Annotated in this window: 8 protein-coding genes; 2 read left to right on the forward strand and 6 right to left on the reverse strand. The window is 70.7% G+C overall.

Annotation, left to right across the window (positions count from 1 at the left end; all coding sequences use genetic code 11):
- Positions 1 to 22: 22 nt before the first annotated feature.
- On the forward strand, positions 23 to 2269 hold the full coding sequence (locus ACZ5KV_RS10350; protein ID WP_464239223.1) for a hypothetical protein: 2247 nt from the start codon (positions 23 to 25) through the stop codon (positions 2267 to 2269).
- Positions 2270 to 2390: 121 nt separating this feature from the next.
- A complete protein-coding gene (locus tag ACZ5KV_RS10355; RefSeq protein ID WP_464239224.1) occupies positions 2391 to 4775 on the forward strand; it encodes a diguanylate cyclase domain-containing protein in 2385 nt (794 codons plus the stop codon).
- Between the two features lie 317 nt (positions 4776 to 5092).
- Here the strand turns inward: ACZ5KV_RS10355 and ACZ5KV_RS10360 are convergent, their stop codons facing one another.
- The 6 genes from ACZ5KV_RS10360 to ACZ5KV_RS10385 form a co-directional block, all read right to left on the reverse strand.
- A complete protein-coding gene (locus tag ACZ5KV_RS10360) occupies positions 5093 to 7498 on the reverse strand; it encodes an N-acetylmuramoyl-L-alanine amidase (protein ID WP_464239225.1) in 2406 nt (801 codons plus the stop codon).
- Between the two features lie 141 nt (positions 7499 to 7639).
- Positions 7640 to 9037, reverse strand: coding sequence for a sigma-54-dependent transcriptional regulator (locus ACZ5KV_RS10365; protein ID WP_464239226.1), 1398 nt, complete (start codon positions 9035 to 9037; stop codon positions 7640 to 7642).
- Entirely contained in the window at positions 9034 to 11529 is a 2496-nt protein-coding gene (locus tag ACZ5KV_RS10370; RefSeq protein WP_464239227.1) for a c-type heme family protein, read from the reverse strand. Before ACZ5KV_RS10370 ends, ACZ5KV_RS10365 begins: the two co-directional genes overlap by 4 nt.
- Before the next feature lie 131 nt (positions 11530 to 11660).
- Positions 11661 to 13415: a GIY-YIG nuclease family protein gene (locus ACZ5KV_RS10375; protein WP_464239228.1), complete on the reverse strand. Its 1755-nt coding sequence runs from the start codon at positions 13413 to 13415 to the stop codon at positions 11661 to 11663.
- 14 nt (positions 13416 to 13429) lie between these two features.
- Complete coding sequence (locus ACZ5KV_RS10380) at positions 13430 to 14458, reverse strand: ABC transporter ATP-binding protein (RefSeq protein WP_464239229.1); 1029 nt, start codon at positions 14456 to 14458, stop codon at positions 13430 to 13432.
- 18 nt (positions 14459 to 14476) lie between these two features.
- The gene (locus tag ACZ5KV_RS10385) at positions 14477 to 15469 is read right to left on the reverse strand and encodes an ABC transporter ATP-binding protein (RefSeq protein WP_464239230.1); all 993 of its coding nucleotides are present in this window, start codon (positions 15467 to 15469) and stop codon (positions 14477 to 14479) included.
- Between the last annotated feature and the right edge of the window lies 1 nt (position 15470).

Here is a 15470-nt window from a genome sequence, read left to right on the forward strand (position 1 = left end):
TTTGACCAAGAGGCCTGCGGATATGGAGAGCATTGGTGAAATCGTCGCCCTGCGCGGCACGGCAACGGCCCAGGGCCAGGACGGCGTGCGCGAACTGGCCGTGGGCAGCCCCGTCTTCTCCGGCGATGTGCTGACCACCGGCGAGAACAGCAATTTCGAGGTCCGCTTCACGGACGACACCGTGCTTGCCCAGGGCCCCGGCGCGAGCCTGACCGTGGACGAATACGTCTTCGATCCCGCCCAGCCCTCGGCCTCGTCCATGCTCATGGACCTCTCCACGGGCACCTTCCGCATGGTCACCGGCGCCATCGCCAAGGACAACCCCGACGGCATCGCCATCTCCTCGCCCCTGGCGACCATCGGCATCCGCGGCACCGGCGCGGACATGGAAATCCGCGGCGACGGGAGCGGACGCTTCGGCATCTTCCAGTACGACGGCCTGGATCTGGTCGTCACCACCGCCCGGGGCACCGTGTTCCTGACCAACCAGGGCCTGGTGGTGGACATGGGCGCCGACGGCTCCCTGGGTGAGCCCAGGCCCTATACTCCCGAAGAACTTCAGCTTTTCCAGACCCTGGCGCCCTTGTCGGTGATTCTCGACCTGGGCCAGGGCGAACAGGGCGGCCAGGACGACGGCGGCAACGGCGACCAGCAGGGCGGCCGGGAAGGCGAGGGTCAGGGCGAGGGCCAGGGCGAGGGCGGGGAAACGCCCCCCGATCCCTTCGACGCCACGCCCCAGGACCCCTTCGACACCGGGGAGCCCGAGGACAGCCCGACCCTGGCCGGCGCCGCGGGGGGCTTCGTGTCCTCCTCCACGCCGCCGCCCTCCGGCGACCAGCCCTCCGGCGGCGCCGACGACGAGGACACCGTGGCCGGTGGCGCCGCTGGTGATGGCGGCGATGGCGGTGGTGATGACGACCCCCATCAGCCCCCCGACGACGGGGCGATCTACGGCACCGAAGGCAATGATACCATTGAACACATGGAGGATGCCGCCGTCCTCGTCTATGCCCTGGGCGGCAACGATTTCGTTTTCGGCGGGCCCGGCAACGACACGATCTATGGCGGCACGGGCGACGACGAGATTTACGGTCTGGATGGCAACGACTCCATTGATGGCGGCACGGGCGACGATATGCTCTATGGTGGGGAAGGGAACGACAGCCTCTCCGGTAACGCTGGGGACGACTTCCTCAACGGCGGCCTGGGCAGCAACTACATCGATGGCGGCGACGGCAATGACACCGTGTCGTTTGAAGACAGCCCCGACGCTCTCTCCAGCTATTCCCTGAACGGGACCTTCGGCGACACCACGGTCACCAACGTCGAGAACCTCTACGGCAGCGCCTACGGCGACAGCCTCAACGGCGACGGCTTCGACAACCTGTTCATGGGCAAGGGCGGCAACGACAATATCTCCGGCAACGGCGGGAGCGACACCCTCTACGGCAACGACGGCAACGACACGCTTTACGGCAACGACGGCGACGACGTGCTCTACGGCGACGACGGCAACGACTATATGCTGGGTGGCCTCGGCGACGATCTGCTCGTCGGCGGCGACGGGGAGGACACCCTCTACGGCGGCGACGGCGACGATACGGTCTCCTTCGCCGGGAGCGACGCGGGCGTGATCGTGGCTCTTCCCAACGCGGGAGTGCTTTCGCCGACGCTTGTCGGCGGCCATGCCGAGGGCGACAAGATCCAGGATATCGAAAACGTTATCGGCTCGGATTACAACGACACCATCACCGGCAACACCGAGGCCAACATCCTTGTGGGTGGTGACGGCATGGATTCCCTGCTCGGCGAGGGCGGCAACGATTCCCTGGTCGGCGGCGACGGCAGCGACGTGCTCATCGGCGGAGCGGGCAACGACACCCTGGCGGGCGGCGACGGCAACGATACATTCTACTGGGGCAGCACCGGTGAGGTCTATGACACCATCGCCGATTTCACGGCCGGAACGGACGAACTCTGGTTCAAGAACTCCGCCTTCGGCATGGGCGCCACCGTCGCCGACCTGGCCGCCGATCATTTCGCCATCATCACTTCGGCCTACACCGGCGACGGCGCGGGGCTGACGAATCCCGACCCCTGCTTCGTCGCCGTGGAAACCGCCCTTGGCGGCAACAGCTACTCCTATACCCTGTATTATGACAGCAACGGCAACGTCGCGGGCGGGGAAACCGCCATCGCGACCATCACCAGCGAGGGCCAGTTGTCCGCCAGCGACATCCATTTCGACGACGCCTCCCCGATCTTCTGACGCCGGTTCCGGATCCCCGGCACGATACGGGCCCCGCGCGCCGTGCGGCGCGCGGGGCCCCGCCGTATGCGCGCCTGCCGGGCCCTTGTCCCCGCCCCCGGTCATGGAGTATACGCTGGCCATGAAAGCGCACCCCAGCCTGCTCCCGGACGACGGCCCGGGCCTGGACCGGCGCGATCTCATCACCTACGAGCACCTGCTGCGTGACGAGATCGCCGCCTTCCTGCCCCACAAGTCCTACAGCCTCTATTTCCCCCGCTCCCTGGACGACGTTGCCGACGGGCCCATGGCCGAGGTCGCCGCCGGGCGTGCCGCCGTGGTTCCCGGCGAGCGCCGCGTGCTGCTGCCCCTGGCCCTGAACGGGCGGCTGCTGGGCGTTTTCGTGGCCCGCGAGGCCAGCGTGCGCGCCCCCAAGACGACGCTGCCCCATCTGGCCGCCATGGCCCGCATGTGCCTGGAAAAAATCCTGCTTTACAAGATTTCCGTCACCGACTCGGCCACCGGGCTGGCCAGCCGCGACCTGCTCCTGCGCGCCATGACCCGCGCCATCGCCCAGGTCGGCGACAGCCTGCACCCCGGCGCGCCCGGCGCGGGCACGGGCCCCGACACCGGCGCCCCGGGCTTTGCCGCATGCTTCGGGCTGCTGGCCGTGCGCCTGCACAACCTGGAGCACTGCCAGGAGGCCTACGGCCCGGCCCTGGCCGCCAAGGCCCTGGCCGAGGCCGCCCGGACCCTGGCCGCCCAGGCCCCCGAGCAGGCCCTGGCCGCCCGCGCGGGCGACGACACCCTGGCCCTGTGCCTGCCCGGGGCCACCCCGGCGGCCTGCCGCGACCTCGCCGACCGCGTGGCCCGCGCCATGGCCGATATCCTGGTCGCCGATCCCGTGCTCGACCAGCGCGTCCACCCCGCCGTCAGCGTCGGCCACGCGGCCTACCCGCAGGACATGAACGGCCACGCCCTGCGCACCACGGCCCAGGAGCAGGCCGCCACCCTGCTGCGCAAAGCCCTGCGCGCCGCCGCCGTGGCCGCACGCACCGCCGGGGGTCGCGCCGTGGGCTATCCCCAGATTCTCGACGAGGGCGGCCAGATCCAGACCGCCGCCGCCCTGGGCCGCCTGACCGTGGACCTCGGCTCCGCCGTGGGCGCCCGCGAGGGCCAGCGTTTCCTGGTCTGGCCCGGCGACGCTTGCGGCGGCCAGCCCGCAGCGCCCAAGGCCGAAATCGCCCTGCTCGAAGTGCGCCGCAGCCACGCAGTGGCCGAAATCATGACCCAGGCCGATCCCGGCAGCCCCCCGCTGCCCGGCGACCGCCTGACGCGCATCCACGAGGCCGCCCCCGAGCCCCACGACGGCCCGGGCCCGCGCCGCGACGCCCTCACCGGCCTGCTGCGCTACCGCGATTTTCTCGAACATTGGGCCGGAGCCCGCGAAAGCCTGCGCACCTTCACCCTGGCCCTCATGCGCCTGCCCGACGACGACGACCCCAGGCATACCGAAACCGCCCTGAACGATCTGGCCCGCGCCGCCGCCGCCACCTTCGGCCCCGGCGCCGTCGGCGGGCGGCACAGCCTGGGCGGGCTGGTCTGGCTGCTGCCCGCCACCGCCGCCCAGCAGGCCGCCGGGCTGTGCGAAAAGCTCCTGGCCCGGCTGGCAGCGTCCGGCACCCCCGCGCCCGCCATCGGGCTGGCCCAGTATCCCTGGCTGTCCTTCTCGCGCGTCGACACCCTGGACAACGCCGCCAAGGCCCTGGAATACGCCCGCCTGCTGCCCGCGCCGCACCTGGGCCGCTGCGACTCCCTGGCCCTGACCATCCACGCCGACAAGCTCTTCGCCCAGGGTCGCCTCTACGACGCCATCGAGGAATACAAACTCGCCCTGCTGGCCGACCGCGCCAACACCACCGCGCGCAACTCCCTGGGCGTCGCCCTGGCGCGCACCGGCGACCTCGCCGCCGCCAAGCGCCAGTTCAAGACCGTCCTAGGCCGCAATCCCAAGGATCTCTTCGCCCTGTACAACTACGGCTACGCCTGCCAGCGCACCGGCAAGGCCCCCCAGGCCCGCGAGGCCTACCGCGCCTGCCTCGCCGTGGACAAGACCCATACCTTCGCCCTCATTCGCCTGGGCGAGCTGGCCCAGGCGGGCCGCCGCTTCGCCGACGCCCGGCGCTACTTCCTGCGCGCCCGCAACACCCCCGGCGGCCAGGGGCTCACCGAGCGCTATCTCGCCCGCCTCGCCCTGGCGCGCAACGATACCGAACAGGCCCGCGAACACTTGCACCAGGCGCTCATCCACGACCCCATGGACGCCCTGGCCCTGCACCTCATGGCCCGCCTCTACCTCGACGCCGGGGAAGACCCCGAGGTCGCTGAGGCCCTGGCCCGCCAAAGCGCCGCCCTGGCCCCCGGGCAGCCGCGCTTCTGGGCCGAACTCGCCCGCGCCCTCACCGCCCAGGGCAAACACCAGGAAGCCGCCGCCACCCTCGCCCGCGCCGAGCAGCAGGGGGCGTAGGCTTTTCCGCCACCGCCGGGAGGCTCCGTCCCCCGGACCCCCTGGCCAGGGGGCTCCGCCCCCCGGCACCCCCCGCCAGGGGCCAACGGCCCCTGGACCCCGCCCGCCGCCGAGTGGCCGCGCGGCAAGGCCCGCGCGGCCACTCGGCGGAAGGTTCGGCCTGGGGGAGTTTTTTTGAGCCGGGTTCCCGTGAGGGAACCCGGCCTGCTTTTTGAGGAACGGGGGGACGCGGATGCCTGTCCCTTGCGTTTTTTATGCGGGACGGGGCGGTGCCGGTTCCGTGTCCGCTTCGGGAGCGTTTCCGGTCCGGCGGCCGCCTACAGCCGGACGCTCTGGAGTTCCTGGCGGTAGGAGTCGATACCGGCGGCGATGCCGTCGGACACGCGCTGGAGGTAGGCGTCGGAGCGCAGCAGGTCCGCTTCGGCCGGATTGGTGATGTAGCCGATCTCCACAAGTACGGCGGGCATTTTGGCGCCGATGAGCACGAAGAACGGCGCGCTGCGGGCGCCGTGGTCCACGATGCCCTTGTACTTGGCGCTCAGTTGGCGCACGCAGTTCTTCTGGACGTGCTGGGCCAGGACCTTGGATTCCTCGATCTTGAAGCTGTGCACGAGGTCCATGACGATCTTCTGGGTGTCGCTGATCTTGACGGGATCGACGTTGTTTTCCTTGGCGGCCAGCCGCAGGACGATGTCGTTGCGCGCCTTGCCCAGGTAGTACGTCTCGAAGCCGCGCACGGAGCTGGAATTGTTGGCGTTGCAGTGCAGGGAGATGAACAGGTCGGCCTTTTTGATGTTCGCGGCCAGCACGCGGTCTTCGAGCTGGATCTTGGTGTCGTCGGTGCGCGTGTAGAGCACGTTGTAGCCGCGTTCCTGGAGAGTCTTGCCCAGGATGCGCGCCGCGCGCAGGGCGATGTCCTTTTCCTTGGTGCGGATGGTCTTTTTGGCGCGGCCCTTGTTGTCCTTGGTGGTGACGTATTGCAGGGCGCCGGGGTCGCGGCCCCCGTGCCCGGCGTCGATCATCACGGTGCGCACGGTCATGCCGAGCTGGGCCAGCACGTCGTGGGCGGTGGTGGCCTCCTTCTTGCCGGGGGTGCGGTCGTCGTCGGCCGGAGCGGGTGCCGCGGGCGGCGAGGTCGGGCGCGCGGCGGTGCGCTGCTGGTCCTTTTTGTCCTGAGCCACGGACTGGCTGGCGAACACGTCGATGACGATGCGGCTGGGGTCGCTCAGGGCCAGGACGTGGTATTCCTGGTCGTCTTTGAAGTCGAGGACCACGCGGGCGGTGCTGGGCGTGTTCTGCCCGGCGCGGATGGATTGGAGGAATCCGCCGGGGATTTCGACCTTGCGCTTGAGCTCGGTGCCCAGGGTGGTCTTGTCCAGGTCCACGTACATGCGGTGGGTCTTGCCCTGGGCTGGGTCGGCGGGCAGCCGGGCGTGTTTGAAGGCCACGGGGCCGGTGAGGTCGAGGACGATGCGCGTGAAGTCGTCGCCGCTGCTGTAGCGCACGCCGGTGAGCACTCCGGGGCCCGGAGCCTCGCCGAAACTGCCCGAGGCGACGGCCTCGGGGGCCGGGCTTTGCGTGGCGGCCGGGGGCGGGGTCATGGGCCCTTCGGGCTGGGGCAGGGCCTGGGCGCGGGCCTGGTCCATCTCGCGCAGCAGGGCCCGGGCCTGTTCGGCCTGATCGCCATCGGGGTATTCGGCGGTCAGCAGCAGCAGGTCGGCGTAGGCCTTGTCCTCGTCGCCGAGGTGGCGGTAGGCCGTCTGGGCCTTGCGGAAGATGGCGTCGTCGCGCCAGGAGTCCTTGCGGTCGAACGCGTCGGCGGCGCGGGCGTAGTATTCGGCGGCCAGGGCGTAGTCGTTGCGGTCGCCGGAGCGGTCGCCGGCCTCCTCGCTGGCGAAGCCCGCGAAGTAGGCCGCGCGCGCGCCCAGGGTGGTGCGCGGGATGGTGCGGTAGATTTCGCCCAGGCGCGCGGCGTTGTCGCGCAGCTTGGCGGGGGGGGTGCCCGTGGCTTTTTTCAGGGTCTGGAAATCCGCCGTTGCGCGGTCGTAGGCGGCGCGGATCTTGGGCGTGATGGTGGCCGGGGCCGTGGAGGGCGGCGGCAGGGTCGGCGCGGCGGCCTTGGGCGCGGCCGCTTTGGGCGCGGCGGTCGTCTTCGGTGCCTGGGCCGTGCCGGAAATGCGCGCCAGCAGGGTGTTGGCGGCGCGGGCCTGGTCGCCGCCCGGGTAGGCGGCCAGCAGTTCGCGCAGGTCGGCGGCGGCGGTGCGCCCGTCGCCCAGGCGCAGCCAGGTCACCTCGGCCTTGCGGTAGAGGCAGTCGTCCACCCAGGAGTGGCCGGGGGGAAAGCGGTTGGCGGCGCGCTGGAAGGCGTCCGCCGCGCGCACGGCGTCGGAACGCAGGCCCGAGCGCAGGGCCAGCTCCTCGTTGCTGCGGCCGATGTAGTAGAGGGCCTTTGGGGCGTATTCGGTGTCCGTTCCGGCGCGCAGCACGGCCTCGAAGCGTTCGATGACCTTGGCCCACAGGTCGCGGCGGTTCGCGCGCGACTCTTCGGCCATGACCCATTGGAAAGATTCCAGGGCCCGCGAATAGAGTTGCTGGCGCGTCTGGGCCTGGGCCTGGGGCGCGGCCAGGGCCGCCAGCAGGAGCAGCAGGGCCAGCGCCGGGGCGAGGCGCGGAAGCCGGGGGGAGCGGGCCGGGGCCGAAACGCGGAGGCAGGGTACGGGCATCTGGTCGTCTGGCGTTGGGATGTTCTGCCGCAGGGCGCGCCGTTCGCGCTCGGGGTCATATACCCGCGTTTGCGTGAAAACCGCAAGCCCGCGCGGCGCGACGGCCCAGCCGGGCGGGGCCCGGTCCGGCACCACGCGGGGCTAGCGGTAGTGTTCGGCGTCGATGGCCAGGCGGCGCAGGATCTTTTGCAGGGACACGCGCTCCAGCCCGGAGATGCGCGCGGCCTGGGAGATGTTGCCCTCGGTGATGGCCAGGAGCTGGCGCACGTAGGTGCGCGTGAAGTCGTCGAGAATCTTGGACTTGGCGTCCTTGTAGGGCGGCAGGTCGGGCTCGGCGTCCGCCGCGCCGGGGGCGTTGCCGTCGGCCAGGCGGACCAGGGGCAGGTTCACGGTTTCGGTGCGCGCGAAGACGGCCAGGCGGCGCATGAAGTTCTGGAGTTCGCGCACGTTGCCGGGCCAGGGCCGGGCGGCCAGGAAGGCCAGTACCTCGGGGGCGATGTCCTTGGGCGGCAGGCCCATGTCGCGGCAGGCCTCGGTGAGGAAGTGGTGGGCCAGGAGCGGCACGTCGTCGGTGCGCTGGCGCAGGGGCGGCACGTGGATGTGCAGGACGTTCAGGCGGTAGAAGAGGTCCTCGCGGAAGTCCCCGGACTGCATCTTGGCTTCGAGGTTCTGGTTGGTGGAGGCCAGGATGCGCACGTCCACGGGGGTGCTCTCGTTGGCGCCCACGGGCCGGACCTCGCGCTCCTGGAGCACGCGCAGGAGCTTGGTCTGCACGTTCATGGGGATGTCGCCGATTTCGTCGAGCAGCAGGGTGCCGCCGTGGGCGGCCAGGAACAGGCCCTTGCGGTTGCGGTCCGCGCCGGTGAAGGCGCCCTTGACGTGGCCGAAGAGTTCGGACTCCAGCAGGTGGTCGGGGATGGCCGGGCAGTTGACGCTGACCAGGGGCTGGGCCGCGCGCGGCGAGGAATTGTGGATGGTGCGGGCGACCATCTCCTTGCCGGTGCCCGATTCGCCGCCGATGAGCACGGTGTAGTCGCTGGCGGCCACGGCGGCGATGGTTTCGCGCAGGCGGTTCATGGCCTGGGAGCGGCCGAGCAGGTTTTGCAGCGACCCGGCCTGGGCCACCAGGGCGCGCAGGCGGCGGTTCTCGCCGAGCAGCCGGGCGCGTTCCAGGCCCTTGGCCGCCACGCGCACGAGGCTTTCGCGGTCCACGGGCTTGGTCAGGAAGTCGTAGGCCCCGGCCTTCAGCGCCTCCACGGCCGATTCGATGGAGCCGTAGCCGGTGATCATGACCACCGAAAGGGCGGGCTCGGCCTCCAGGGCGCGGGCCAGCAGGTCCATGCCCGACATGCCGGGCATGCGCAGGTCGGAGAGCATGAGGGTCACGGGGCGGGCGGCCAGGATCTCCAGGGCCTGGGCGCCGCTGGTGGCCACCACGCTCTGCACTCCGGGGAACTCCTTGTCCAGCAGCCGGGCCAGGCCCTGGGCGAAGACGCTCTGGTCGTCGACGATGAGGATGCTGTCCTTGGGAGCGGTCATGGGGCGTCTCCTGCTTCGGACGGGCCTTCGGACGGGGCTGCGGGCAGGGTCAGGGTGAACACGGCGCCGCCGTCGTTGGCGGCCTCGATGGTGCCCCCGGCCTGCTGTACCAGGCCGTAGGCCACGGCCAGGCCGAGCCCGGTGCCCTTGCCCACCTCCTTGGTGGTGAAGAAGGGGTCGAAAATGCGCCGCAGGTGCTCGGGCGGGATGCCCGGGCCGTTGTCGGCGGTGGTGATGGTCACGGTGCCCGCCTCGGGGTCGTGGCTGGCGCCGACGGTGATGCGCCCGGGGGCGGCGGGGTCCTGGGACACGGCGTCCAGGGCGTTGAGCAGCAGGTTGCCCATGATCTGCTCCAGGGCCTCGGCGGAGGTCGTCACGGGGGGCAGGTCGGGCGGCAGGGCGATGTCGAGCACGGCGCCGATCTTCTGGGCCTGGAGGGAGAACACGTCGGCCAGCACGGCCACGACGCTCACGGGGTCGCAGGGGCCGTGGCCGCCGCCGCGCGGCCGGGCGAAGTTGAGCAGGTCCTGCATTACGCGCTGGGCGCGCTTGGTGTGGCGGATGATGATGTCCACGTCGGCGCGCTGCTGGTCCGAGTCGGCGGCGGCGCGCAGCAGCTCGGCGTAGCACAGGATGATGCCCAGGGGATTGTTGATCTCGTGGGCCAGCCCGGCGGCGAGCTTGCCCACGGTGACCAGCTTTTCGCTCTGCTGGATGCTTTCGAGCATCCGCTTTTCGGCGGTGTTTTCGCGGGCGTAGACGACCACGCGTCCGCCCCGGTCCTGCGAGCCGGGCAGGGGGTAGATGTTCAGGGCGAAGGAGCGCTGGCCGGAGAGGGTCGCCTCGTAGGACGTGGGGCGGCCCTGCCGGAGCACCTGGCGCAGGGGGCAGCGCTCCCCGGCGGCGGGGTCCAGGCCGAGCAGGCGCGGCAGGGGGGTGTCTTCCTGGGGCGGCGCGGCGTCCCCGAGGGGATCGTCCGCGTGGATGGCAAGCTGGCGCGCGGCCTCGTTGCCCATGATCACGTTGCACGAGCCGTCCATGAGCAGCAGCGGGTCGGCGATGCCCTCGAAGATGGATTCGAGCATGATGTTCTGGCGCAGCAGGGTGTCCAGGGCGTTCAGGTTCTCCATGGCGATGCCCATCTGGCGGCCCAGGGCGATGAGCACGTCGCGCATCTGGCCGGGCTCGGTGTCGGCCTCGGCGTCCCAGTAGAGGCACAGGTAGCCTTCCAGGGCCGAGTCCGACGGCTGGACGGGGATGAGCGCCGTGTCGTGGGTGAAGACGGGCCGGGCCTCGGCCAGCACGCGCCCCCAGTCCGCGGGCAGGTCGGGGCGGCGGCCCTTTTCCGGCCAGGAGAAGAAGTTCTGGGCGGACACGGTGCAGATGAAGGCCGCGCGCGCGGCGCCGTAGCGCGTGCCGATGCTGGGCAGGGCGGTTTCGATGAGTTCGCGCCGGGTCTGGGAGGTTTTCAGGGCGTCGAGCAGCGAGACGAAGAGCAGCACGTCGCTTCTGCGCTCCATGGCCTCCAGGGAGAGGTCCTTGGTGCGTTCGTCCACCATGCGCCGCAGGTTGTGGGCGTAGTGTTCCAGTTCCTGGCGGGCGCTGGAGAGCGTCTTGGCCATTTCCTCCACGGCGTGCATGATCTCGTCGATCTCGTCGCCTTCGTCCATGTCGCCCAGGTTGTTGACCCGCGAGAGGATCGGGCTTTGGGCCTGCTCCTTGAAGTAGAGCGGGAACACGTCGAGCACGCGGCGCAGGTTGAAGACCACCACGCGGTTGAACAGGATGTTGACCACGCCGAAGCACAGCAGGGCGCCCGCGAAGGAGAGGACCACGAAGCCCAGGGTGGCGCCGCGGATGCGCGTCAGCGCGCTGTGCACGGGCAGGACCACGGAGGTCAGCCCGGCGATGGAGTCCAGCTCGTGGCCGAAGCCGCGCCCGGTGCCGTAGCGGTCCAGCAGCACCTGGGGCGCGTCGGCGGGGTCGCCGTGGCAGTTCATGCACGAGGCGCCGAAGCGCACGGGCTTGGCGGTGATGTAGTACTCCACGCCGTCGATGGTCTCGAAGCGGGAGATGCGGGTTTCGGCGGGGTTGGCGCGGAAGTGCTCGATGAACTCCAGCTCGCGGTTGTCGGCCTCGAAGCGCGGGTTGCGCGCGCCCACGGCCACGCGGCGGTAGTTGAGCTGGCTGGTGGACAGCTCGGTCAGTTCCATGACCTTGCGCGAAACGTAGGAGGTGCTCATAGCCTCGATGATGAACTCGTGGGCGGGCAGGGCCTCGTACATGGCCGGACGCAGGGTGTCGCGCACATAGCGACGCACGGCCTCCACCTGGTCCAGGACCATCTCGGCCTTGTCGGCGACCTCGGTTTCCAGCAGGCCGCGCAGGTGAACGTAGAGCCCGCAGGAGAACAAGAGGCCCGCGCACAGGGCGATGGCCGCCAGGCCCATGAGGAATTTGGTCTGGATGGTCCGGGGTCGGGATACGCGCATGGAGGCTCCTGCCCGACGGCGGGTGCCGGGCACCGCCAGTGTAGCACAGCGGCGGGGTCGGGCAAGGGAAACCCTGGCCGTGCAACCGGTTGGCGGCAGGTGCAAACTCGAGTTTGCAGCCCGCGGGCGTCTCAGCGGCGGCGGGAGCGCCCCCCGCGCCGGACGCGGGCCCTGGTCTTGCTGTCCTTGGCCTGCTCGGCGCCGTTGCCGTTGTCGTAGTCGCGCGCGGGCTCGATGAGGCCTTCGCGGTCCATGGCCAGGAACAGTTCGCGGCTGATCCAGGCGTCGGTGGCGGCGTAGTTGATCTGGGCCGGGGTCAGCCTGGGGTTGGCCCAGTTGGTGCAGCGCGCGGCCTTGGAGATGCGGATGCCCAGGAACTTGGCCGCCAGGTTGCGCAGGCCGTGGGTGTCGAGCTTGTGCAGCAGGGCGACCACGCCCAGGTCGATGAAGCCCCGGGCGGCGAAGGGCGTGATGCGCTGGAGATCCTTCACGTCGTCGCGCACGGCCACGCCGGTCTTGAGGATGTCCGGGTTCTCGAAGATGGCCATCAGGCTTTCGGGAAAGGCCAGACGCCCGAGCATGTAGATGTAGACCGTCTCGGTGGTGGCCATCTGGATCAGCGAGGGCAGGTAGTAGCGGCCCTTCATGAAAGCCGGGCGGCTTTCGGTGTCGAAGCCGAGGACGGTCTCGGCGCGCATGTCGCGCGCGGCGGCCTCGGCGGCGCGGGGCGTGTCCACGATGACGATCTCGCCGCACCAGGTGCCCAGGGGCAGGAGGCTGATGTCTTCCTTGGTGATCTTGCCGCGCAGGGGTTCCACGTCGGGCACGGCCCGGCGCGGGGTCAGGCGGCGGTCCAGCAGGTCGCGCGGGGGCAGGCAGATGGTGGGGGCGGCCTGCGGCGCGGCTTCGGCGGGCCGGGCCTTGGGGGCCTTTTTCGCCTTGGGCCGGGGCTCCCGCGCCGGGGCCGCCTGGGCCTGGGGCCGGGCGGCAGGAGTGCCCGTGGCCTCGGGCGCAGGGCTTGCGGCGGCTCTGGCCTTGCCTTTGCCCCTGGCTCCGGGCGCGGCGGCTTCGGGGGCCGGTCCGGGCTGCGGCGCGGGTGCCTCGGCCCGGGCGGCGGGCTGAACTTCGGGGGCCTGGGCGGCGGCCTTCCGGGTTTTGCCCTTGCCCCTGGGCGCGGCTGCGGCCTCGGGCTCGGGCGCGGCGGGCGCCTGCGCCTCGGGTGTGGCCCTGGGCGTGACGGCGCGGCCCTTGCCCCGGGGGGCGGGCTGGGCTTCGGCTTCGGGCCGGGCTTCGCGGAGCGCCTTGCTTTTTGAGGTCTTGGCCTTGGCCGTTGCGGCCCCGGGCGCCGGGGTGGGCGCGGGCTGGGCCGCGGGCATCTCCGGGGCGGCTTTTTTGCCTCGGGCCCTGGGTTTTGGCGCGGCTGCGGCCTCGGGCCGGGGCGTCTCGGGCGCCTGCGCTTCGGGCGTGGCCTCGGGTTCGGCCGCGCGGCTTCCGACCTTTGGCGCGGCCTGGGGCGCCTTGCCCTTGGGCGCCCTGGCGGAGCGGGATTTTTTCTCGGGCGCAGCCTGGGCCGTGGGCGCCTCGGGGGCCGGGGCCGGGTCGGGCTGGCCGAAACGCGGGGCGGCGGCCAGGGCCCGCAGGAAATCCACCTTGCGTTCGCGCGGGCGGCGTTTGACGGCGGCCTCGGCGACCTGGGCCGCCGCGCGGTCGGCGCAGGGCGCGCTGGCCGTGAGCACCACGGGCAGGCGCGAGCGGGTGTACTTGGCGCCGGTGCCCGCGTTGTGCTCGGCCAGCCGACGCGTGAGGTCGTTGGTCACGCCGCAGTACAGGGTGCCGTCGGCGCAGGTCAGCAGATAGACGTGCCAGGGAAGTTTCGTATCGTCCATGATGGCCTTCGGCGTCAGATGCGCCCTTCCTCCACGGCGTGGCAGGCCACGAAGCGGCCCGGGGCGTGCTCGCGCAGGGCGGGCACTTCCTCGCGGCAGCGCGGGGCCGCGTGGCGGCAGCGGCCGTGGAACACGCACCCGGGGGGCAGGTTGATGGGCGTGGGCACGTCGCCGGTGAGCCGGATATGCCCGCTGGCCTCGCCGCCGAGCCGGGGAATGGCCGAAAGCAGGGCCTGGGTGTACGGGTGCAGGGGCTCGTCGAACAGCGGGGCCGTGGGCGCCAGTTCGCACAGGCAGCCCAGGTACATGACCGCCACGCGGGTGGAGATGTGCCGCACCACGGACAGGTCGTGGCTGATGAACAGGTAGGTCAGGCCGCGCTGGTCCTGGGCATCCATGAGCAGGTTCAGAATCTGGGCCTGGATGGACACGTCCAGGGCGGCGATGGGCTCGTCGGCGACCACGAAGGCCGGATCGACCATCAGGGCCCGGGCGATGGAGATGCGCTGGCGCTGGCCGCCGGAAAATTCGTGGGGGTAGTTGTCCGCCCAGCCGGGGCGTACGCCGACCTGGAGCATGACCTCGGCCACCTTGTCGCGCACCTCGGCGTCGCCGCTCTCCGGGTGGTGGAAGCGCAACGGCTCTTCGAGAATCCGGCGCACGGTCATGCGCGGGTTCAGGGAGGCGTAGGGATCCTGGAAAACCATCTGCATCTTGCGACGGTAGGGCATCATGGCCCGGGAGTCCAGGTGGTCGATGCGCGCGCCCTCGTAGCGGATTTCGCCGGAGGTCGGCCGGTACAGGCCCATGACGGCCCGCGCCAGGGTGGACTTGCCGCAACCCGACTCGCCGACCACCGAGAGCGTCTCGCCGGGCAGGATGGCCAGGGACACGTCGTTGAGGGCGCGCACCACCGTGCGCCGACGGACAATGCGCCCGCCCTCCAGGCCCAGTTGTTCGAGCAGGCCGCCGGAGATGTCGAAATGCTTGACGAGGTTGCGGACCTCAAGCAGGTGCGCGGTGTGTGCGGGTTCCACTTTCACGTCCCGGAGTCCTCCGTCCTACACGCAGTGGCAGGCGACCAGGCTGCCGCTCCCGCGCGAAAGCAGCGCGGGCATTTCTTCGGAGCAGATGGTGCATTTTTTGGGGCAGCGCGGGTTGAAGGCGCAGCCCGGGGGCATGTTGTACAGGCTGGGCATGATGCCCGGAATCTGCTCCAGCCGCGCGCCCCGGCCCGAGCCCGACTGCGGTAGGGCGCGGATCAGCCCCTGGGTGTAGGGGTGCAACGGGTTGGTGATGATCTCCTGGGTCAGGCCCATCTCGATGATCCGCCCTGCGTACATCACGGCGATCTTCTGCGTCACCTGCGACACCACGGCCAGATCGTGGGTGATGAGGATGAGCCCCATGCGCTCGGTCCGGCACAGCTCCAGCAGCAGGTCCATGATCTCGGCCTGGATGGTCACGTCCAGGGCCGTGGTCGGCTCGTCGGCGATGATCAGCGCCGGGCTGGTCAGCAGGGCGATGGCGATGACGATGCGCTGGCGCATGCCGCCGGAAAATTCGTGGGGATACTGGCGCAGGCGTTTTTCCGGAGAGGGGATGTAGACCTTGCGCAGCTTCTCCAGGGCGATGGCCTCGGCGTCCCTGTCGCTGATGGCGCGGTGGGCCTTCAGGGTCTCGACCATCTGGGTGCCCACGGTGAGCACCGGGTTCAGGGTCATCATCGGGTCCTGGAAAATCATGCTGATGCGGTTGCCGCGCACCTCGCGCAGCCGGGCCTCGGGCAGGGCCGTCAGGTCCTTGCCCTCGAAGAGCACCCGGCCGGATTCGATGAACCCCGGCTTGGCGATGAGGTTCAGGATGGCGAAGCCGGTGACGGACTTGCCCGCGCCCGACTCGCCCACCAGCCCCAGCCGCTCGCCGGGCCCGAGGTTGAAGCTCACGCCCGACACGGCGGGCAGAGTGCCCTTGCGCAGGGCGAACTTCACCGTGAGGTCGGCGACTTCCAGCAGCCGCGGCGTGGCGGTGGCGTCCTGAGGTTGTATCTTCACG

The sequence above is a fragment of the Desulfocurvus thunnarius genome, from assembly GCF_055390965.1.